Origin of the sequence: Candidatus Methanogranum gryphiswaldense (assembly GCA_019262145.1) — an archaeon.
Classification (GTDB): domain Archaea; phylum Thermoplasmatota; class Thermoplasmata; order Methanomassiliicoccales; family Methanomethylophilaceae; genus Methanogranum; species Methanogranum gryphiswaldense.
Genome location: CP076745.1, coordinates 184,579 through 206,737, shown reverse-complemented (window position 1 = coordinate 206,737; position 22,159 = coordinate 184,579). Strand labels below are relative to the sequence as shown.

Genomic DNA, 22,159 nt, shown 5'->3' with positions numbered 1-22,159 from the left:
TCAAATCACCCCCATCAATGCAGATGAGTACTGAGAGATTATGTTGAGCGCAAGATCAGGCCAGAGTCCAAATATTGCGATCATGAGACACATGATCCCCATTGCTATACCTTCAGTCTTGTTCACGTCACGCATGTGTTCCATTACTTCACCAGGTAGCTTTTTGGTAAGCCTTCCGAACAAGGTCCTCTGCATTGCCCACAGGTAATAACCCGCGGTCAACAATAGAGAGAACAGACAGAATACGATCAACCATATCATGTTGACTGACTCCGCATATTCGTAGAATCCGAATATGATACCAAATTCTCCCCAGAATCCAACGAGACCAGGCAGACCTAAGGAAGCCATGAAACCAAACATCATGAACGTAGCATAAACAGGTACCTTTGAGGCGAGCCCCCCGAGTAAGGGGATCTCCCTTGTCTCGAAAAGATCGTGAGCAAGACCACATGTCATGAACAATACTGCCGTGATAAGTCCGTGCGCGAACATCAGGAATATAGCGAATTCCAATCCTATCTCTGAGAGGCAAGCAATACCTAGCATGACCATTCCCATATGGCTGATGGATGAGAACGCAACCATTTTCTTGAGATCCTTTTGGGCAATACATGCGTATGCACCGTAAATGATCGCAACGATCGCAACTACAAACATTATTGGCTGCCAAGTTACAGCCCCATCGGGCAATGCTTCGAGACAGACCCTGATTATACCGTAGGAACCCATCTTAAGCATTACACCTGCCAACAGAACGGATCCTGCTGTGGGTGCCTCTGTGTGCGCATCCGGCAACCATGTATGGAACGGCACAATAGGCATCTTGACGGCAAATCCGAAGAACATAAGCCCAAAGACCAATGTCTGGAATGTCGCACTGAATGCCACTGAACCTGCAAGAACAGCCGCGAAGGAGAAGTCGACGACCCCGCCCTGGGATGCCTGGAATGCAAGCGCGAATATACCGATCAACATCACCAATGATGCCACATGAGTGTAGATGAAGAACTTGATGGCGGCATAATGCCTCCTGGGTCCTCCAAACCACGAGATCATGAAGTACATTGGGATCAGTGTTACCTCCCACATTATGTAGAACAGGAAGTAGTCCGCTGACATGTACACGCCCATTAAACCTACTTCCATTGCCAAAAGCAATGCGAAGAAGTAATTGGGCTTGTCCGTCTGATGTGACGAGAAGATGGATACTACCAACAGCAATAATGCAGTCAAGAATACCATCAGAATGCTCAATCCGTCGACCGTCAAAATGTATGACATCTTCAGACCGGCTGTCTCGATCCATGTGTAGTTCTCTGTGTATTGACCATAGTCACTAGAAAGCATCAAGTAGACAGCAAGGACCAATGTGATCGCGCTGAAGATTATTGACACTGTTTTAGCGTACTTTTGTTTCTCTCCTCCCATTGAAAGTGCTACTATCGCACCTATCAATGGGATCAGGACCAAGAGTGTAAGAAGATAGGGTATCTCGGGTAGATCGAACATCTTACAACCCTCCCATGAAGAAGAACAATGCAATGATCGCGACGAAGAGCACAACTATGCCTCCCATGACCACTGCTGCGTAATTATTTACATTTCCTGTCTGAGCTTTACTCATCAAATCTCCACTTCCTACTACTGCATTGGAAAGTCCGTTCACAGTACCGTCAACGATATTTTTATCGACATATTCGACACCACGTGCGACACCGTAACCGAGTTTCCAGGAGATTTGGTCATACATATAGGGGAACCACCATCTTTTGGTAAGTGCCTTATAAAGCCAGGACTCTCCATTCTTGTTGAATTTTGCTGGATCGATCGTTCTCTTCGAGTACATTGCTCTTGCAATGTATATTGCCAACAGGACAAGGGCTATTGTAACATATGTCCAGACATTGGTGAAGAAATCAACCAGATACTCGAATCCTTCTGCCTCGCCGCCTCCAACACGGAACTGTCCATGTTCGATCTCGATACACAGCAAGCTGTCGAAACCGAAGAAGAGGACGAAACCGAAACCGAATGCGAAAACGGACAGGATCATGAGCGGAATGGTCATAGACCTGGGTGATTCGCCGTGGCAATGCTTCGAGTTTTTGCCCTCGGGTCCACGGAAGGTCATGTACCACATACGGAACATGTAGAATGCCGTCATGAAAGCTGTGATTATCGCAAGTATCCACAATACAAGGAACACCCACCCCGCAGCTCCAAACTGACTTGCATGTAACGTCTGCTCGAGAATCAGATCTTTGGACCAGAACCCGGCGAAGAACGGGAATCCCGCAATCGAAAGAGAACCGATCAACATCGTAATCGATGTTATCTTCATCTTTTTATCCAGCCCACCCATCTCACGCATATCCTCTGTTCCTGTAGAATGTATGACCGAACCGGAACATAGGAATAGCAATGCTTTGAAGAAAGCATGGTTCACCATGTGCAGGCATCCTGCAGTATATCCAAGAGAACCGGCCGCAATGAGTGCGGTATCTCCGGTCTCAATACCCAGGGCGATCATGTATCCGCCTGCACCTAATGCAAGGAACATGTATCCCAACTGCGAAAGTGTGGAATAAGCCAGGACTTTCTTTATGTTCATATTGTTCAAAGCCATTGTTGCGGCGAAGAACGCTGTGACTCCTCCGATGATCGCTACAAGTAGCAAAACACTGGACGCCTCACAGAATATGGGGAAGCACCTTGCGACAAGGTACACTCCCGCCTTGACCATTGTTGCTGCGTGGATCAAAGCAGATACGGTCGTAGGACCTGCCATCGCATCAGGAAGCCAATCGAGCAGAGGGAACTGAGCGGATTTACCGATAGCTCCTCCGAAGATCAACAAGCTTGCCAATATGATGAGGTTATGATCGACCGATGCAATGTTTGCAGCATCAAATACGACTGTGTAATCAAGACTCTTGAATGCGAACAGCAGGACGAACAGACCTGCCATAAGAGATACGTCTCCCAATCTTGTGACCAGGAATGCCTTTTTTGCTGCTGAAGCAGCATTGTCAGCCTTATCATCGCCATCTGGATGACTGAAGCTCCAGAATCCGATGAGAAGATAGGAACACAATCCCATTATCTCCCAGAAGATGAACATCTCCAAGAAGTTGCTTGAAATTGCGAGACCCAGCATACCTGTGACGAAAAGTGCTACTTCTGCGAAATATCTCCTCTTCCTCTTGCCCTCTCCGTGCATGTATCCGAGTGAATAGATGAAGATGAGCATCGAGATGAAAGATGCGAACATCATCATCAAGCATGCGAGGGTATCGACGTAATATCCGATATTGATCTCAAACCCACCAGGGAAAACGAACCATGTGAACTGTTGCGTTACATACCCTGGATCGGAATAAGCCTCGGATGTGAAGAACTCGATAGATATGAGTACAGATAACACACAGGCAAAGGCCACACCAAATATTGCGAGGTAACCTCCACCATTGTGCTTATCAAATTTATTTCCGAAGAATCCCACCAGGATGAAGCAGATGGCAGGTACAAGCGGGACTAACCACGTATATTCTACAAACATCTTTACCACCTCATCGAAGTGAGAGCATCGGTCTCAGTCGTTTTTCTGATCTTATAAGCGTTGAGCAGGATCGCAATACCGACCGCGACCTCTGCAGCTGCAACAGATATCGTCATTATGACGAATACTTGTCCTGTGGCATCTCCTAGGAATGCTGAGAATGCGATAAAGTTGATGTTTGCCGCATTGAGCATGAGCTCTATGCACATCAAAACAATGATCGTATTCGATTTTGTCATGACACCATATGCGCCTATTGCAAACAGTATTGCTGCAAAAGCGAGGAAGAACTCAATCGGAATCATCTTGTTCACCCTCCCAATCTTCTCTAGCAATACATATTCCGCCTATCATGGCACCGAACATCAGGATCGCCAATATCAATAATACTGGCCCATAGACCTCAAACAGGTTGTAATTGAGCGAACTCTCATCGATCTCGCCCTGATCATCAACAACATCTGTATATGGAACCTCCTGAGGTTCATCATAGTTCATGTAGTCATTCCATTCTGTGGCAAACACTCCTGCAACACAGACAGCCATAAGGAGCGCTGTTACTCCAACGCCGATTGCGACCTTCTTATTCATCTTTGTCGCCTCCGGTCTTCATTATATACCTTCTGGTAAGCATGATACTGAATGCGAACAGGATCGTGATAGCTCCGACGTACACGAGCAACTGAATCACACCTATGAACTCTGCCTCAAGGAAGAAGTACGTGAATCCAACACATACGAATACCAATGCGAGGTAGAATGCACTGTGGACGACCTCTTTGACCGTTACCACATACACGGCGGCAGCTATTGCAATGCCGGCGAGTACAAGGAATGCGACGAGATCACCGTTGCTCCAAATGTAATGAAGGACATCGATCAATCCGTTCCAGATATCTCCAATTGATCCCATTATAGCACCTCTTTTATGTGGAGAGCTGATTTGGGACACTCATCCACGCAATTCTCACAGCAAATACACTTGCTGTCATCGATCTCAGGCCAAAGAATCGGTCTGCCTTTCGCGTTAACTCCGTGTTCCACCATTTTTATGGCGCTAACAGGACAGACCTTTTCACATTTCTTACAGCTGATACATTTTGCGGATTCGAGCTCCGGTCTGTCGATCATGAACGGTTTTACACGCCTCTCGGGGTTTCCGTTCTTGATATCAGATATGAGCGTCTCCTCTATCTGGATCTTCATCATGTCGTTTGTTCCCTTGTAGGCAAGCCTGCGAGGTCCGTAGATGAGATCCTCTCTTGTATATTCAGCCAATTCGAACTCGGGCGTAACGGTCATTGCATCGATTGGACAGTATTCTGCACAATATCCACAAAATGCACATCTTCCCATATTGATCTGAGGCCTTTTGACTATGTTCCCGTTATCATCAGGTGCATCAACCAGCACAATTGCTGATGTGGGACACATTCTGACACACATTCCACAACCGACACACATGTTGAAATCGAGTCCTGGACGTCCACGATAGTTATCAGGCACCCACATTTTCTCATATGGATATAGTATACATACCGGCCTGTGCACGATGGTCTTTCCTAAGAACCTGAACATCTTTACAAGAGGCTTCATGACCCAAAGAGACCTAGCTGGATTCTTGGGGTAAACCTTCATAAAGGGCATGTTCTCAACATTGCCTCTGTCAGAGGAATACTTGTAATCGTCATTTGTTTTTGAATTAACCATCAGTATATCCCTCCTAACTTTAGAAGAAGAACTATCACAAAGTTAACTACCGACAATGGCATGAAAACCTTCCATCCGATATTGACTATCTGATCTGTCCTGACCCTTGGGAGTGCCGCCCTTATCATGATCATGAGGAAGAACACAAACCATGTCTTCAACAAGAACACGACCTCTGGCAAGAAATTATTCACGCTATCCGATACAAATGGTATATTCCATCCGCCCAAGAAGATAATGGTTATCATTGCACATGATACGTATCCTCTGAAGTAATCACCGAGCATGATTAATCCCCACTTCATTCCTGCGTACTCGGTCTGCCATCCTTCGACTAATTCAGCTTCTGCTTCCGCGATATCGAACGGTGTACGTTCTGCTTCCGCTGTAGCGCAGAAAAGGAATGTGATGAAACCAACGATCATGGGTATGATGAACCATACATCGCGCTGTGCATTGACGATATCTCCGATGTTGAAGCTGCCTGCCAGTAAACAAGCAGATGATATCATAATGAGCATTGGGACCTCATAAGAGATCATAAGCTCTGCAGCTCTCATACCACCGATCAAAGAATATTTGTTATTCTGTGCCCATCCTGAAACAAGGATGAAGAAGGGTGCCAGGGCAAAGAACGCCATGATTATTAGAAGACCTGTGTCGTAATTGACTACAAACCATCTTCCAGACAAGGGTATCATACATGCTATGAGCACAGATACACCAATGACCAGTGAAAGCGTCCACATATAGGTCATCTTGTCGACCTTCTTGGGGATTGTGTTCTCTTTCATGAAGGTCTTAAGTCCATCAGCTACACACTGAAGGAATCCCTTCATTCCAATCATCGTTCCCCTTCTGTCCATGACCCTTCCGAGGACCTTACGCTCCATCCAAAGTGATATCAGAGTACATATGAAGACCACCAGGAAGATCACGATCATGAAAATGATGAGCGCTCCACCCACACAAACTCCATCTGAAATAAGCCATGTGGAAACCGCGTTGCCAGGAATCAATAGGTTAATGAGCCAGGCTATGGCTCCGCCGATTATTTCCCACAGCTTATAGGCTATATCGAAAGGAAGATTGTATGTGTTACCATAAGGGTACCAAGGATTCTGCATCAAGTCGTTGAAGGTGATCCAATTAAGAATACTACTATATGCCATATTATCACCTGTCAGTCTCTCCAAGACACATATCTATCATGGCCATTATAGCAGGAACATCTGCGATCCTGCTTCCAACGACCAACGGTTTAGATGCTGAAACGTTCGTAAATATCGGACTGCGTACTTTCAACCTATAAGGCTTTCCGCTTCCATCGGCCACAAGGTACATCAGAGACTCTCCACGTGGATCTTCGAGTCTACACATTGCAGTACAAGCTGGTACATTAGTAGGTACTTTGAGTCTATATGGCGCATTCTTTCCTATTGCCCTGATCTTCTGCATTGCCTGCTTTATGATCCTACAGGACTGGAAAAGCTCCTCGACCCTGACCATGTATCTGGAGTATGAATCTCCATCATTCATGACGGGTACTTCGAAATCAATCTTACCATAAGTCTCGTACGGATCGTCACGGCGAATATCAAAGTCCACGCCGTTTCCTCTCATGGCAGGTCCCGTTATTCCGAGGTTTACACACTGCTCACGCGTAAGAATTCCGGTACCTTTCATTCTTGAGACGAATATTGAAGAATCATCGATCAAAGTGATAATGTCCCACAAGGACTTCTCAAAATGCTCTGTGCATCTGTCAACATCTCTGTCGAAAAGATCTGTAATGTCATTCCTCACTCCTCCGATACGGGGGTAGTTAGTTGTCATCCTTGCTCCACAAAGTCTAACAAAAAGATCCATCCAATACTCTCTTTCCCTCATGCACCAAAGGAAAACCGTAAAGTTTCCAAGGTCAGTACCAACGGCAGCCAACCACATGAGGTGCGAACTGATACGGCATATCTCATCAGAAACTACCCTGATGTACTGCGCTTTCTCAGGTACTTCAATGTCGAGAGCTTTCTCAACGGTCATACAATAAAGATGAGAATATGTCATCGAGGCCGCGTAACAAAGACGATCGGCCATCGGAACGATTTTCGCATATGGTCTGTTCTCACACTCTTTTTCCCATCCCCTGTGCAGATATCCTACTATCGGCTCTGCATCAGTGATGATCTCTCCGTCGAGCTCAACTTTGAGCGTCCACAGTCCGTGAGAGAACGGGTGCTGAGGACCCATGATGACCCACATCTTATCGGTAGTGAGCTCATCGGTCTCTGCTCTTATATCCATAAGATCTCTTTCCATCATTCCTGCCCCCTCATCTTATAAGACTTCCTGAACGGATAGAACTCGTATGTATCAGGTGTAAGAAGTCTCTCTAGTTTTGGATGTCCGTCAAAGAATATTCCGAACAATTCCCATGTCTCTCTCTCATGCCAATTTCCACCGACCCAGATGTCTGATATGGAAGCTATATGAAGATCCTCATTAGGAACATCGACGGTCAACTCTATGACACATCCGTTAAAATAATTGTTAATGTGGTAAACAACACGCATATTACTTACCATATCAACACCGATGACAGTCGAAATATGTTCGAACGTCAAATTGTCATGAATATACTCGCAAACCTTGTGTATGCTTTCCCTTTTAACAATTGCATAAACTCTTCTAGTTTCTGTCTTAGTAACTTGAACCGAATCTCCGAATTTCTCGGAAAGCAGAGTCTTGATCTCATCTTCAGAAGGTTTCTGATAAACAGCATTTGTATCCATTTACTCAGTCCTCCAGGAAAACCCCTCTTGCGAAGTAGTCATCGATCTTCTTCTGTAAAAGCATGAATCCGTCGATCATTGCATCAGGTCTTGCGGGACATCCTGGGATATATACATCAACAGGAAGGATCTGATCCAGTCCCTGAACGGTATTATATGAATCGTACCAGGGTCCTCCGGATATTGCACATTCGCCCATTGCCACGACCCACTTGGGGTTAGGTATCTGTTCGTAAAGACGTCTGATCTCTGGACGGATCTTCTTAGAGATCCAGCCATTTACCAGAAGGATATCAGTCTGCCTAGGAGAAGACCTGTAGATCATTCCATACCTTTCTGCATCAAAACGAGGTGCGGATGCCGCTGCCATCTCAAGAGCGCAGCATGCAAGGCCCCAGTGCAGAGGGTGCATAGAATTTTTCATTGCCCAGGACCAAATTGGTCCAGTCAGTTTGTCGACGGTCTTTTTCGTACCCGCAGAGAGCAGATCGTTGATCATGGCTGAAGACCATGTCGTGAACTCCTCTGCACTCATTGCAACGGCGTGGGGGTAGAGACTCATATCCATACGTGTTCCTCCTTTTTGAGAGCGTATGTCACACCCAATATCATGATCGCGAAGAAGATGAGCATCCATATGGTGGCCATTGTTGAAAGGCCTCCAAAAGCAACGGCCCAAACCATGAGGAAAGTTGCGACCAGATCAAAAACTACAAAAATAATTGCAAAAGAATAATATTGGAATTTGAACTGAACGTGAGCCTCTCCGATTGGTTCCGAACCGCACTCATATGTTGTCTCCATCCACGCGGTCGTTTTAGTAGGTCTGATGAACCTCGATACTAACCACGACAAAGGTGCGAAACCGAGAGCGATTATGCTCACGACGACCAATGGTAGATAGGTCATAATTAGTGACATTGGTGGTCCTGCATGTTTTGTTAATATATAACGTTTCACGCACGCATTTTTATTAATATTATTATAGGGAGAGGAACCTATTTAATGTGTAAAAACACAATATATCTGGCAGATAAAATGACGACTAAGATTGGATTCATCGGAGCAGGCAGAATGGCAGGCGCTATGATCAAGGGACTTATTGAAAAAAAGGTCTATGATGTTGATGAAATTATCGCCTGCGCCCCGACCGAAGATACCCGTAATAAAATATCTCAATCGTACGGCATCGATACATACAAAAACGCAGCCGAGGTGGCAAAAAAAGCAGATATCCTGATACTTGCTATTAAACCGAAACAGATTCCTGCACTCTTTGAAGAAGAACACTTAAAATTAGGTCACAACCACCTATTGATAAGCATTGCCGCAGGGGTAAAAATAAACACCTTAAATCAATATGTGCCAGACAGCAGAATTATAAGAGTTATGCCAAATCATTGTTGCATGGTTCTCGAAGGCGCATCAGGATACGTTAGAGGAACAAATGCCACTGATGAAGATATGCACACAACAAACACCATATTTTCAGCACTAGGTTTAGCTGTTGAGGTAAGAGAATGCGATCTAGATGCAGTCACAGGTGTGAGTGGAAGTTCTCCTGCATTCATGTATATGATGATCAGAGCGATATCTGATTCAGGTGTATTAGCTGGACTGCCTAGGAAAGCTGCCACTGAACTTGCAGCACAATCCATGATTGGTGCTGGAAGAATGATACTTGAAAGCGGAATGACCCCTGAACAGTTGATCGACGGAGTTTGCTCACCGGGAGGGACCACCATAGAAGGTGTTAAAGTTCTCAATGACCAAGGATTTGAGTCTACTGTCGTAGAGGCTGTTAACTCCTCAATAAGAAGATCCATTGAACTGGGAAAAACCAAATGAGGGCTTGCCCTCTCTTATATTATACTAACAATGTAGAATGGACAGATCAATGTCTTCTTCTTTTCATGAGCCCTGATACCACACGGAATCCGTTGGTATATATCGAACCCGCATTCCAATCAAGATCGTTCTTGTTGCATATCGTCGAATTGACAAGATCTTTACTTCTGTCCTTTGTTTCCCAAAGCTTCGCTTCACGCTGCTCTCTGTCTTCGATCTTCATTATTTGATCGATATCATGCATGAGCGAACGTGCGGTCTCGGTTCTTCCCTTCCTAGCATTTAGTGTATCTTCTGATATCCGTCCGCTTTCGTACTCCATTGTCGCCAATACATTGGCGGCATCGTATGATACTTCAGCGATATCGTCACGATTCATCCATTTGGTCTCATATGACAAGACATATTTCCAAGAAGGATTGTCCAACCTCTGACGGTGCTCTTCCAATGTTCTTGCATAAAGTTTGTATCCCCATCTCTCAGGATCTTCGAATACTCTGCTGCCGGGATCTACGAATGGTGCGAATGGTGCGTTATAGATGAAGAACCTATCTTCTTTTTTCACAAGCCCCCATAATTTTTTGGATGCTTTAGCGCTGTCCATGGCACTGTCAATAGTCTGAAAAGGAAGGCCGTTCATGTAGAACATGTCCATTCTATCACATCCACTTTTGAATGCTGATTCGACAGTCCTGTCTATATTCTCATTGGTATAACCCTTACCCAATGCCATCCTGACCTCCTCATCATATGAATCTGGGGAGAATTCAATGCTCCATCCGCCTTCGAAGGCCCTATCGACCTTTTTAAAATATTCTACGTTGGCACCATTGAATAATTCTATGACAGCGTGATTCTGTATACCTCTCTCCTTGACCTCTTTCAGGAACCTGTCTGCATAATCCATGCTGTGTTGTCTTAGGTCCCCGACAATGAATACAGGGGATTTCAGATAATTCTGTATACCCTCTAGATCCTCGGCCAATTTCTCAGGACTTCTGTATGCGGGTGCTCTTCTACATACAACTTTTTCATTAGCAAAATGTGATCCGCCGCATTCCGCACAATTGATAGAACATCCTCTGACAGTGAAAACCGATGTCAATGGGGTCTTATCCCACCCATACCAAGGAAGCGCGCCTTTGATGTCCATCGTCCTCATCACACATCTGATCATATCTCCATAATCAAATATCACTTCATCCAAAGATTCAAGAGAATATGTCAGACCATTGTTGTGAGCCTTTCCAGTTTTATCCTTCCAAACAAGATTCGGAACTTCTGATAGATCTCCCCCTCTGCTCAATGTTTCCATCAATTTTACTGTGGGCACCTCTGTCGTATCACCACACATCACGAGATCTATTTCCGGCCTATTGATGAGCTCTTCCCAAAAATAAGAAGATGTGAATCCTCCAAACTCAACTTTGGATTCAGGATGATATTTTTTTACTATCTTCGCGAGCTCTATCGCTCCGTGCGCGTGCGGCATCCAATGAAGGTCTATGGCGAATACATCCGCCTCAAGTGATTTTATCTTCTTTTCAACATCGAATTTTTCACTCTGTAGCATCTGGACCGCGATATTCACTATCCTGGTCTTGAACCCTGCAGCCTCAAGATGAGAAGAAATTGTCATGAATCCGATCGGATAACATTCAAACACCGGCGATGAGGGAATTACATCGCTTACCGGTCCATAGAATATCGGCTTCTTCCTAAAATCATAAACACTGGGTGCATGTAAGAAAATGACGTCTGAAGACATCTCATACCCCATAACGCCTGATACGCTGCTGGTACGATCTTATGGCCCTCAAAAGATCGATATACCTGAACCCTGGCCAATAAACATCCGTGAAATAAAGTTCCGAATATGCTATCTGCCAAAGAAGGAAATTTGAGATCCTTATCTCTCCAGAGGTACGAAGTATCAGATCCGGATCCGGAAGTTCTGATGTGTAAAGATGTTGCGAGAACGTTTCCTCAGAGATATCCTCCAAGGTCATCTCCCCGTCCTTTACCTTACGTGCTATATCCTTCACAGCACAGATTATCTCCTGTCTGCTACCATATGCCATTGCTATTGTGAAGTTGAATTTATCATACATATTGGTCTTGCTTTCAGCATAATCTACTGCTTCCCTTAGACCGTCAGAAAGTATTTTACGGTCCCCCATCACCCTAACTCTCATGCCTTCCTGATGGGTCTTGGGTAGATCTGCGACCTTGTAAAGTGACGCCTCGAAAAGATCCATGAGGTATTCGACCTCTTGTGAGTCCCTGGAAAAATTCTCTGTCGAAAAAGCAAAGACCGTGACGTACTTTATGCCAAGCCCGAGACACCAATCCAAAAGCTCTTCGAGTTTCAATTCCCCTAGTCCATGACCGACATTTGCTTCGGTATCGAGTATCTCTTCCGCATACCTACGATTTCCATCCATTATTATGGCAAGATGATTAGGTATGGTTCCCCCTTCCATAACTTCCTTTAACAACTGCTTCTCATACTTAGAATATGCAGTCTTCGTGATCAGTGTAGGTACGGACATAAGCAATCACTCAAAATCTTCAGGTATTCCTGCGGCCTTTTCCCCATAATCAAAGCATCCGATCGCAGCTACTGCGCCTATAACGCCTTTCATACCTGTTACAGATATTATTTGGATGCCGTTTTCCTCTGCGATCTTTATCGCGTCATCTATATTGAAAATAATGCTCTTTGCGTCCCAACCGAACTTCATGACGGCTTCTGGCACCTTAAGCCCTTTGTAAACAGTCATTACTGCATCCTCGGAATAAGAGTTTTCTTTTATGAAATCTCTGCAATATTCAACGAGTGACGGAATGTCTTCCTCTTTCACAGCAAAAGAAACAGCCGTTGAACAACAGTTGGTTGTCTTGTTTGGAACCTTTGGATTCAATTGAATTATCTTATGATCTATGAACCTACCTATTGGGCATGACGTCCCGAGTCTAAGTGCGACCACCCAAGAAGCCCCCTTCTCTTTAGTATCCGTATCGTCTAATCCGATGATAACCCTGACCATCTTTGGTGTTATGATATCGACATGTGCCCTAAAGGCCCCGCCGATCCTAAAATCATCTGGATATTCGGTCCTTATCACATCTTTACATTGGGGTATGCAAGCACCTATTCCAACAGAAGCCCCAGCGATACCATACCATGTGGTACGTACCTCATTGCCTTCGACCTTTAACGCGGAAAGCCCCTGTCCACCCATATCAACAGACGCTGGTCCAAACTTCAATTCCCTTTCACCAATTATGGTATTCATTATCAACGTTTGACCTTCCATGCGGATATCATCGATGACACCGCCTGTGCGCCTTCTGTTGACAATATCCCATTCTCCTGGACCGCGTGAAATACATTTCTCAACTACCTGTGCAATACCCTTTTCCTCATCTACCATCGTGAGAAATCCCTGACAGAATAATTGCCCGTACTTGGCCTTGACCTCATCTGGTCTCAGGATCTGTACCATCTCAATCCTCGCCTTTTCCATCTTCATCGTCGTATTCGTCCTCGCCGTCGATATCTTCTTCTTCGACGATTATGAGGAACTCCGGAGGAACATTATCACAGAGGAATACAGTTTTTGCAGCCCTTCCGATCTTTATACCTGCCTCCTCGCAACCTACGACATCAATCTCCAATATCACGGGATCCTCTGTACGGATCGAACCTACTCTGACCGCATCCCAGTAGGTCTTAGAAAGATGGACCATTGACCTGTCAGATGGAAGAATTCCTGTCTCTCTGATGATGTCGCACTCTTCATCGGTCGTTGGATAATAAAGTGTGTATGGTATATTGTCCGTTGGCAAATTGAGATTTAATTTTATTGTGTGTCCATAAGTGGCTCTGACGTCTGCACCAGATATCTGATATCTTCCTTTAGGATCTGTCTCGACCATTGCCTCGATATGATGGGGCCTCAACCATTTCATACGTGGATTTCTCTCTTTTACAGCAGAAACTATATCCCTGATGTCAACAAACCCTTGTTCATCCATCTCGAGTTCGAATTTTCCATGCCTAAGGATCCCTGCCATGGTCCTTCCTAGCTTTTCAACCTCATAATCGCTCATTATGAATTTGCCCTCTTCTCCGCAGATCGGGCAGTACTCTGCGCGGAAATATCCGTGGTTCTCGCAATCTCTTATCATCGTATCACCTGGAAGAAGCGGCATTTTCTGCCGCTTTAACTGCATTAGCCATCAACATACATATCGTCATAGGACCGACACCTTTGGGAACGGGTGTTATCGCAGATGCGACCTCTTTAACATTTTCAAAATCTACGTCCCCTACCGATCTGAAACCATCCTTCGATTTTGGATCTTCTATCCTGTTGGTACCCACATCGATAACGACGGCCCCCTCTTTGACCATGTCCCTAGTTATGAACATTGGTTTTCCTATGGCCACTATAAGGATGTCTGCCTGACGTGTCATAGATGCAAGATCCTTTGTTTTTGAATGTACCAGCGTAACTGTAGAATCGGCACCATTTCCTTTCTGGAACATCATGGCCGCCATTGGCTTTCCTACTATGTTGCTCCTTCCTACAACAACGACATGCTTACCGGCCGTTTGTATACCTGACCTTATTAGCATCTGCTGAACTCCAGCAGGTGTGGCCGGAAGAAAACTTGGATTGCCTATTAACATCTTTCCAACATTGACTGGATGAAAACAATCCACATCCTTCTTAGGATCTATGGCATTTATGATCATATCCTCGTTAATGTGTTCGGGAAGGGGGAGCTGTACAAGGAATCCGTGGATAGAATGATCTTTATTGAGTTCTCTGACCTTTGAAAGAAGCTCCTCTTCCGTTGTTTTTTCAGGCATTATGATTGTGACGGAATGCATTCCCAACTCCTCACATTTTTTACCCTTCATCCTAACATATGTTTGAGAAGCTGGGTCCTCGCCGACCAACACCACTGCAAGACCGGGAGTGACTCCTTTTGCCTTCAATGTCTCGATCCTCTCTCTGAGCTCCGAATAGATACTCTCGGAAACTTCCTTGCCTAATATCAAACGAGCGGTCAAACCCACACCGAACTTTGAAGGCCCTCTTATTATATTAGCCTAGCGCGCGAGAGAACTTGTCTGCAGCCTTTGGAATCGTCATAGGTGTGAACCCTGAGTCCATAAGTCCTACGAGGATTTTTCTTAAATTCTCCATATTGTTTGCTACCAAACTGTCACTCATAAATCCGCCTTTTCTCGACTCACACATGTGCCAGGTATGCGTAGCTATTGTGTAAACACCTTCTTTTACATGATCTGAAAGATCCAAATAATCCTTAGGGGTCCTTTTTCCCTCATGCATCGGCCACAAATACCCAGCCATTTTATTACCATTCAAATCTTGATCCTCAGGTATAGGCACCTCAATTATTCCGTTCTCCCACATAGAAGGGTGCGAACTTACCTGTATTGGTGCATACATCGAGGAATCGTAGATCACACCAACCGAAGGAAGCATATCGATTACAAGATCGTCGATCTTCATATATGGTGCTCTAAAACACCTCGGTATCCTTCCTGTTATGTCAGTAACGATCTCTGAGGACCTTTCCAATATTGCAGCGATCATCTCTGCACTCAGAATAACATCATTGCATCCGGTAAGGTCCTCGTGGTCAAGACCATGCATTCCTACCTCATGTCCACTTAGATATTGAGCACACTCTATGTTCTCAAGTGTCCGTGCCTCAGCAAAATATGTTGCTTTTATCTCCAACTCATCTAAAAGATCGGACAAAAGTACTAAACCCCTGCCTGTAGAATCGAACCTGGGCGAAGTACCTCTACCCCTGTCAAAGGAACCAGCGGCCAACTGACCATCTATACAGATATTGACGTCTCTGTCCAGATCCACTGTTAAACAGAATGCTCTCTTCATCCTCTAACCCTTGTAGCAGTTACTCTTTTTATGAGCATGCCCTCTATTTCAAAAGGCTTATACTTAATCGCAAGATCCTTGGCACGACTCAGTTTAGCTTCATTGTCTGCATATATCTGGAATAAAAGGTCTCCAACCTCTACCCTCTGACCTTTTTTCTTATACAACAGGATCCCTGCTCCTTTATCAGACGGTGCTCCAGATGCTTTTGCCACAGACACAATGTCCTTGTTGTTTATGTTATGGACATATCCTGATGAGGTTGAGATGACATCATGAATATATTTTCCAGGAACCATATCTGTGGATTTCAGAGCGGGATTTCCTCCCTGCGCCGCAACGATCTCTCTGAATTTCTTAAGAGCCTCTCCTGAGTCCAAGATCTCTCTGGCCTTCACAGAACCATTTGTATAACCGCCCATCTCAAGTATTATACCAGCGAGATCGCAAGACTTTTCGATAACGCTGGATGGGTGTTTTGCTCCTTCAAGTATACTAATGCACTCCCTTGCTTCCAAGATTGGCCCTATCGCGTTACCAACCGGTTGATCAGCATATGTGATCGCACATTCTATGTGTATGCCCAATGCCTCTCCCAGGTCCATGAAATCCCTTGCATATGCACGAGCCACTTCTATCGTCGGCACCTTGGTACCGGCGCCCGTAGGGATGTCCATAACGAGATGCGTCGCCCCGATGGCGACCTTTTTGCTTAGGATCGATGCAAGCATCTGCGCCCGCGGATTGATGCCCAACGGATGCTCGACCTTTATAACAATGTCATCGACCGGTGCAATATTCTGTGAACCTCCCCATGCCAAGACCCCACCGGTGGACTCGGCGATCCTCTTTAATTCCGAAGCATCTAATTCAACATTGCAGAAGGTCTCTACAAAATCAGATGTTCCACATGCACTGCTTATTGCACGAGAAGAGGTCTTTGGTATCATCATTCCGGCAGATGCTACGATGGATACAACGATGGGCGTCACTTTATTACCTGGAACTCCGCCCATGCTGTGAAAATCATAAACTGGAGTGCGATCAAATTGTATCTTATCTCCTGTATCCACCATTGACTGAGTGAATGCAGCTATCTCACTGATGTCCATGCCGTTAATATATAATGCAGTGAGCCAGGCAGATATCTCGATCCTTGACAACTTACTGTCTGCTATATCTTGGACGATACTTCTGATCTCGTCTGGTGCTAACTTCTCATTGTCCATCTTTCTGCGAATGCTTCTAACAGATTCAGGACTTACGGAGTAATACACGTCCACTGTGTCTCCCTCCTTCAAATTGAGTTTCCTCATGGTCTCATCTATGATGCAGATCTCCCCAGAATTGAGATATGCATCTGAGATCGTTACAACCGCGGTCGCCGATTCCTTGTTAGCCTCGACACGCACGCGATCGTTTTCTTTTACTCCGAGAACACCTGCGTCTGCGACGGTGAGGACGACAAGGACCTCTGGCGCATCCAGATCCATAAGTTTAGCTTTTAGTTTCATTTCATTCCCCACTTGTCAAGAGCTGCCTGCAATTCAGGATGGCTTTTCGCATATTCTTGAGGCGGAATACCAAGACATGCTGCGTCAACAGCTTGGCACATGCCCATTGCCCCCTTTCTTACACCACCTGGGTGTCCAGCAACACCGCCACCCGCCTGTATCTGGATGTTCTTCCCTGCTTCCTCGATCAGTTTCCCAATCATACCTGGATATACACCACCTGAACAAACTGGCATTACTGTCTTGTAATATTCTGATTTATTGAGGCACGCTTGAAGATTGTCATAATCTCCTTTGACGTTTCCAGTCATTTTTCCGACCCCTAACGTACCGATATGAAGCGCATCTCCTCCACACATACGTACAAGTCTTGTCATCGCAAGCATGGAAACACCGTGTAATGGGTCTTTTGTCATCGCACCGTGCATTGTTCTATGAACATGTATCGGTACTTTTATCGACCTATCCTCTGACAATGCTTGAACAGCGCCAAATCCACATGTGATCACGTCGACCATTATCTGTTTAGCTCCCCATGATTGGACCTTCTCGGCCAATTCAACTATCTTATCACCATTCGTACTGACATTCACAGCGTGGACCATATAGTGTCCCTCTTCTTTGAGTCTGTCCAAAACATCAGCAATAGCAATTGTACGGTCCTCTATAGGACAGAACTTCTGATCAACAAGGGTCTCATCATCCTTACTGTTGGTGAGCCCGCCACTTCCAGCCTCATAGACGTAATTCGCTGTGTCCCTAGGATTCAGCCCGATCTTTGGTTTTACAATCGTACCGACCAGAGGTTTCTCGGGACGGTGTAATATTTCCCTAAGGCCGTCTGCACCGAATTTAGGACCTTTGTACATCTCCATGATCCCTTTCGAAAAAGCAACATCTTCCAGTCTTACTCCTTTCAATGCATCCAATCCGAATAGATTTCCTGCGATGACACTGAGTATTTGAGGAATGCCTCCGTTCTCAATACTGAAATCTTCTTCTGGGTAGGCTATGGTGACCATGTCTCCATTTATCTCAATTACTCTCGCACCGTAGTTTTCAAATATCTCTTGACTCAGCGTAGAGATACCAGTCCATGTACCGGTCGATTGCTCTGCAGCTATGGCTTCACAAGCTTTTTCCATGGAAAGATCTGTTGTGACACGATACTTACAAACAACATATTTGTCTAGATCGACGGACTCTCCAAGGTGCATATACGAATAACATTTCATTTCAATCCCTCAGTGTGAATATACTGTCGCCAAGCTGTCTTACCATAACGTCATACACAGATCCAGGCGATATCATTCCGATCTCGGTTATTATTGCATCGATATACTTCGCCGGAGTGGAGTCAAATACAGGATTGAAAATACCTACTGATTTCGGTATCTCGCCTGGCTTTACCACTTCTTCATATCCTCTCTCTTCTATGGTAACCGTGTCGCCAAAAAGTGTCATTGGGGAGAACTTATACGTCTCACTGCAAACATAAAATGGTACACGGGCCTCATTAGCAGAAAGAGCCAACTGCGATGTCCCTATCTTATTTATGAGCGTTCCGTTGGATGTTATGGTATCCGCGCCCACAAAGACCTTTGTGACCTTTTTCATAACAGCACGCACTGCACTGTCAATTATCAATGTAACATCTATTCCAGCATCAGCAAGCTCATTGACCGTCAATATGCCCTGTCTCCAAGGCCGTGATTCGGTCGCATATACCTTGAACTGTTTACCTTGCCGGTGGGCCTCCTTAATAACCTCCAGTGCAACACTGCTGTTACAATGTGTCATTATGACATCTCCATCCTGGATCCTTTTTGCTCCTATCTTACCTATGATCTCCACGGCGTCGGATGACATCTCCACGAACCGCTTTGCGTTAACAGAAACAGAATTCACTGCCTCATCCAATGTCTTTACATTAGGCACATCTTTGACACACGCATGAACCCCGTTCCATAAAGATACGGCTGTCGGCCTAGAATCCAACAATATTCTTGTGGCAGAATCCAAATCCCTTCTAAAATCGTCCAACCCGATACCTTTGTAATCATCTGCAAATGTCCCTAGAGCGAATGCTCCTGCACGTGCTATCCTTCCAGCACCACGTATGCGCATATCTTTGATCGCAGATGCCGTTTGAACGATGATGTCTGACACGAACCCAGGATGTCATTGCACACATTAAATAATGTGCTTATCCTCCTCAGTAGTTATTTATCGAAAAATTACATACGGAGGCTTATGGTAGGCAAGAAGCGTCTCAGAATGAAAGGCGTCAAACAGACCCCTAAGAGACTCGAGGATGAGATCATCAGCCGTTCAAAAAAAATAGCTGATACCCCCAGCATCCTCAGGCCTATGTGTGCGGGCAACTGCAGAAAATGTGTATTCGATAAAACATTCAAAGATATTGATGCCATCTCCAAATACAAACAGGACGAGTCCGCCCTTTTGAAATTAGCTGCCAGAGGAAGCGACGATATTGCAAAGGCCTATGCCGGTACAATATCACTCTCTGCCGCAGGAAAGATACCACTTCTAGCAACTGCTACACTGGCTGGTGAAAAGGTACCCTTTGCGGTCAGAGGTGCTGTCGGCAACGACAAACTTATTGGTTGCCAATATTACACTGATCCCAAGATCAGATTGCTCCTATACAATCAGTTCATAAAAAAGAACAAACTTCACCTTTACTCTTTCGAGGACGGATTGGTATGCTCCGACACCCCCAATATGCCAGAGGATTACCTCTATGAGACATTTTGGGAAACACCTTATGAATTCAAAGATGATGGTCTTGACTGTGGACACGAGTCCTCACTTGTGCTTAATATAAGAATAAAGTCTATGAACGAGATCATTCGCATCTGTGAAGATTGCGCCAAAGATGTGTCCACTATCCAATTCATTATTGCAAGGATCTGTGCGATAGATCCAATGGATGATATCGAAATAAAAGTAATTCACAAATATCACAAGGAAGGTGAAAGCGGAGAAACAAAGATCGAAGGTGAGGTCTTACAAAAATACCTACGCGGTGAGTTAAATGATCGCACATTGCTTCTAAATGTCAAAAAAGATAAACTTGGCTGTCTAAAATGCTCTGATAAATCCACGTATCTTATCGGTAATAAAAATTACGGTTCAAATATCAATGAATTCGTTTCGGCCCTCACAGGTACAGAACAAGAGAAGACCACTCTCAAAAAATTCTTGGAAAATAATCCTAGGTCACTGATACTAAAGAACGGTAGGACAAGTGAGGCGTTCATATCCCTGTGGGAAAACGATTGGCGTGAAATAATAACGGCACATACGTCTGAAAAGATTGCATCGTCATACAAAGAACGCCCCAAATCCTCTCATGAGATAGTTCTGAACGAAACATATCAGAGACATATTTCCGAAGATGTTGTAGCAAGTCTACCGGAATTTAAAAAACCCAAACCTATGACAAAACTTGCAGATACTTTAGCCAAGGCTGCTAAGGTAAATGGGTTGGATTTCGTCATAACTGTAATAAATTCGGAAACACTCAAAAATTCAAAAGAACGTTGTCTAGCAGGTGCATTTGTGATCGCATGTGATAAAAAGGCAAAACCACCCATCAATATTTCTGCGGATGAAATGGAATTCACACAATTCTTGGTACCATTCGTAAAAATGGTGATTGAGTCGAATGGAGAAAAATACAGAGATTCCATGAACACATTATTGACCGCTTGCGGCTCCGGAGAATCGGTTTAAAATATGCGAACGTCAGCAACATAATGGGACACTGCTGGAGCAAATGATTTTACTTCATGCACATTCTCTATCCGGAAACCATTCTCTCCACATTTCTCTTTGAATATACAGTCTAATCTCTCTCTGTATTCGTTGACATAGAACGTATCATGATAATGGATCACGCCGCCCTTCTTTATCATTGATAATGCCTTGGGAAGAAAATCAGATGTCCTTTGCACATAACCCATAAGTATGCGATCTGCAAAATCTTTTCCTTGAAGATATTTATTATCGGCCAAGATTGGAATGACCTTATCCTCCACCCCATTGAGGATTATATTTTTTAGCAAGAATTCATATGACTCTGGATTTTTCTCACAAGCAAACACCCTTCTAGCACCCGAATATTTAGCTATTGGAAGAGTAAAATAGCCAATACCCGCAAACATATCAACCACTGTCTCTCCTCTACAGTCCATATTCCTCATGCGGTATCTCTCGTCTATATTACCTGAGGCGAACATCACCTTTGAGACATCGAAAGAATATTTTATCCCATTCTCTGATCTTATTGATTCTGTATTTGTACCGTAAAGTACCTCGATGCTTGGTCTTCTCAATTCTCCTGATATACCACAGATATCCGCACAGATGGTCTTTGCTTCGAGAACCTCCGCATAGACCGCCCCGATATGATTTTTGTATGGTTCACATGCAGGATCTAACTTTAAAATTACAATATCCCCCACATATTCCCATTTCATAGGGAGCATTCGAAGGACCTCATCCGGAATTCCTCTCATTTTATCCAATATTCTTTCTTGGGGAGACCTTCTTTCCATCGTATAAGCAGGACCTTCTGTCAGTGCATATCCATTTTTCAAAAATATATCCTCTTTACCACTTACAATGGGCACAAGACAATATCCTTCAACCTTCGTTATCTTGGCTGAAGGATCAATAAATCCTAACTGAAGAAATTTTGGAATTACCTTCGGAGCCTCTGACACCGGGATCTTCGCTAAATTGACGGTCCTCATGTCCTCG

23 protein-coding genes are annotated in these 22,159 nt (G+C 44.6%); 2 read left to right on the top strand and 21 right to left on the bottom strand.

The features are described from left to right. The 11 genes from KRP56_01145 to KRP56_01095 all read right to left on the bottom strand — a co-directional run bounded on the left by KRP56_01145 (position 1) and on the right by KRP56_01095 (position 8,985). Positions 1-1,512: an NADH-quinone oxidoreductase subunit M gene (locus tag KRP56_01145; GenBank protein ID UAL07898.1), complete on the bottom strand. Its 1,512-nt coding sequence runs from the start codon at positions 1,510-1,512 to the stop codon at positions 1-3. Position 1,513: 1 nt separating this feature from the next. Beyond that, the gene (locus KRP56_01140; protein UAL07897.1) at positions 1,514-3,562 is read right to left on the bottom strand and encodes an NADH-quinone oxidoreductase subunit L; all 2,049 of its coding nucleotides are present in this window, start codon (positions 3,560-3,562) and stop codon (positions 1,514-1,516) included. A gap of 2 nt (positions 3,563-3,564) precedes the next feature. Then, entirely contained in the window at positions 3,565-3,867 is a 303-nt protein-coding gene (gene nuoK, locus KRP56_01135; protein ID UAL07896.1) for an NADH-quinone oxidoreductase subunit NuoK, read from the bottom strand. After that, entirely contained in the window at positions 3,854-4,153 is a 300-nt protein-coding gene (locus tag KRP56_01130; GenBank protein ID UAL07895.1) for a hypothetical protein, read from the bottom strand. The genes nuoK and KRP56_01130 overlap by 14 nt, the downstream gene beginning before the upstream one ends. Next, on the bottom strand, positions 4,146-4,475 hold the full coding sequence (locus KRP56_01125; protein ID UAL07894.1) for an NADH-quinone oxidoreductase subunit J: 330 nt from the start codon (positions 4,473-4,475) through the stop codon (positions 4,146-4,148). The genes KRP56_01130 and KRP56_01125 overlap by 8 nt, the downstream gene beginning before the upstream one ends. Beyond that, on the bottom strand, positions 4,475-5,209 hold the full coding sequence (locus KRP56_01120; protein ID UAL08414.1) for a 4Fe-4S binding protein: 735 nt from the start codon (positions 5,207-5,209) through the stop codon (positions 4,475-4,477). The genes KRP56_01125 and KRP56_01120 overlap by 1 nt, the downstream gene beginning before the upstream one ends. 62 nt (positions 5,210-5,271) lie before the next feature. Then, positions 5,272-6,444, bottom strand: a complete 1,173-nt coding sequence (locus KRP56_01115; GenBank protein UAL07893.1) for an NADH-quinone oxidoreductase subunit H — start codon at positions 6,442-6,444, stop codon at positions 5,272-5,274. Positions 6,445-6,448: 4 nt separating this feature from the next. Further along, positions 6,449-7,594: an NADH-quinone oxidoreductase subunit D gene (locus tag KRP56_01110; GenBank protein ID UAL07892.1), complete on the bottom strand. Its 1,146-nt coding sequence runs from the start codon at positions 7,592-7,594 to the stop codon at positions 6,449-6,451. Beyond that, entirely contained in the window at positions 7,591-8,064 is a 474-nt protein-coding gene (locus KRP56_01105; GenBank protein ID UAL07891.1) for an NADH-quinone oxidoreductase subunit C, read from the bottom strand. Before KRP56_01105 ends, KRP56_01110 begins: the two co-directional genes overlap by 4 nt. Before the next feature lie 4 nt (positions 8,065-8,068). Beyond that, positions 8,069-8,632, bottom strand: coding sequence for an NADH-quinone oxidoreductase subunit NuoB (gene nuoB, locus KRP56_01100; GenBank protein UAL07890.1), 564 nt, complete (start codon positions 8,630-8,632; stop codon positions 8,069-8,071). Next, positions 8,623-8,985 (bottom strand): NADH-quinone oxidoreductase subunit A, encoded by a 363-nt coding sequence (locus KRP56_01095; GenBank protein ID UAL07889.1) that lies wholly within the window; start codon positions 8,983-8,985, stop codon positions 8,623-8,625. The genes nuoB and KRP56_01095 overlap by 10 nt, the downstream gene beginning before the upstream one ends. Before the next feature lie 117 nt (positions 8,986-9,102). Between KRP56_01095 and proC the strand changes: the two genes are divergently transcribed. After that, a complete protein-coding gene (gene proC / locus KRP56_01090; GenBank protein ID UAL07888.1) occupies positions 9,103-9,912 on the top strand; it encodes a pyrroline-5-carboxylate reductase in 810 nt (269 codons plus the stop codon). A gap of 46 nt (positions 9,913-9,958) precedes the next feature. Here proC and KRP56_01085 read toward each other — a convergent pair whose 3' ends face one another. The 9 genes from KRP56_01085 to KRP56_01045 all read right to left on the bottom strand — a co-directional run bounded on the left by KRP56_01085 (position 9,959) and on the right by KRP56_01045 (position 19,540). Then, positions 9,959-11,665, bottom strand: coding sequence for a TIGR04190 family B12-binding domain/radical SAM domain protein (locus KRP56_01085; protein ID UAL08413.1), 1,707 nt, complete (start codon positions 11,663-11,665; stop codon positions 9,959-9,961). Between the two features lie 16 nt (positions 11,666-11,681). Further along, positions 11,682-12,395: a di-trans,poly-cis-decaprenylcistransferase gene (gene uppS, locus KRP56_01080; protein UAL08411.1), complete on the bottom strand. Its 714-nt coding sequence runs from the start codon at positions 12,393-12,395 to the stop codon at positions 11,682-11,684. A 75-nt stretch (positions 12,396-12,470) separates the two neighbouring features. Next, a complete protein-coding gene (locus KRP56_01075; protein UAL08412.1) occupies positions 12,471-13,421 on the bottom strand; it encodes a DUF1743 domain-containing protein in 951 nt (316 codons plus the stop codon). A gap of 1 nt (position 13,422) precedes the next feature. Next, positions 13,423-14,106, bottom strand: a complete 684-nt coding sequence (locus KRP56_01070) for an RNA 2'-phosphotransferase (GenBank protein UAL07887.1) — start codon at positions 14,104-14,106, stop codon at positions 13,423-13,425. Between the two features lie 4 nt (positions 14,107-14,110). Beyond that, positions 14,111-14,998, bottom strand: coding sequence for a bifunctional 5,10-methylene-tetrahydrofolate dehydrogenase/5,10-methylene-tetrahydrofolate cyclohydrolase (locus KRP56_01065; GenBank protein ID UAL07886.1), 888 nt, complete (start codon positions 14,996-14,998; stop codon positions 14,111-14,113). Between the two features lie 34 nt (positions 14,999-15,032). Then, on the bottom strand, positions 15,033-15,857 hold the full coding sequence (locus tag KRP56_01060) for a polysaccharide deacetylase family protein (protein ID UAL07885.1): 825 nt from the start codon (positions 15,855-15,857) through the stop codon (positions 15,033-15,035). Next, positions 15,854-17,371: an AMP phosphorylase gene (locus KRP56_01055; GenBank protein UAL07884.1), complete on the bottom strand. Its 1,518-nt coding sequence runs from the start codon at positions 17,369-17,371 to the stop codon at positions 15,854-15,856. Before KRP56_01055 ends, KRP56_01060 begins: the two co-directional genes overlap by 4 nt. Next, positions 17,368-18,606 carry a ribulose 1,5-bisphosphate carboxylase large subunit gene (locus KRP56_01050; GenBank protein ID UAL07883.1) on the bottom strand — a complete coding sequence of 413 codons (1,239 nt, stop codon included), beginning with the start codon at positions 18,604-18,606 and terminating at the stop codon, positions 17,368-17,370. Before KRP56_01050 ends, KRP56_01055 begins: the two co-directional genes overlap by 4 nt. Before the next feature lies 1 nt (position 18,607). Continuing rightward, on the bottom strand, positions 18,608-19,540 hold the full coding sequence (locus KRP56_01045) for a ribose 1,5-bisphosphate isomerase (protein UAL07882.1): 933 nt from the start codon (positions 19,538-19,540) through the stop codon (positions 18,608-18,610). Positions 19,541-19,624: 84 nt separating this feature from the next. Between KRP56_01045 and KRP56_01040 the strand changes: the two genes are divergently transcribed. After that, on the top strand, positions 19,625-21,130 hold the full coding sequence (locus KRP56_01040) for a hypothetical protein (protein UAL07881.1): 1,506 nt from the start codon (positions 19,625-19,627) through the stop codon (positions 21,128-21,130). Here KRP56_01040 and KRP56_01035 read toward each other — a convergent pair. After that, positions 21,127-22,152: a class I SAM-dependent methyltransferase family protein gene (locus KRP56_01035; protein UAL07880.1), complete on the bottom strand. Its 1,026-nt coding sequence runs from the start codon at positions 22,150-22,152 to the stop codon at positions 21,127-21,129. The two genes, KRP56_01040 and KRP56_01035, sit on opposite strands and share 4 nt — an antisense overlap. Positions 22,153-22,159: the final 7 nt, after the last annotated feature.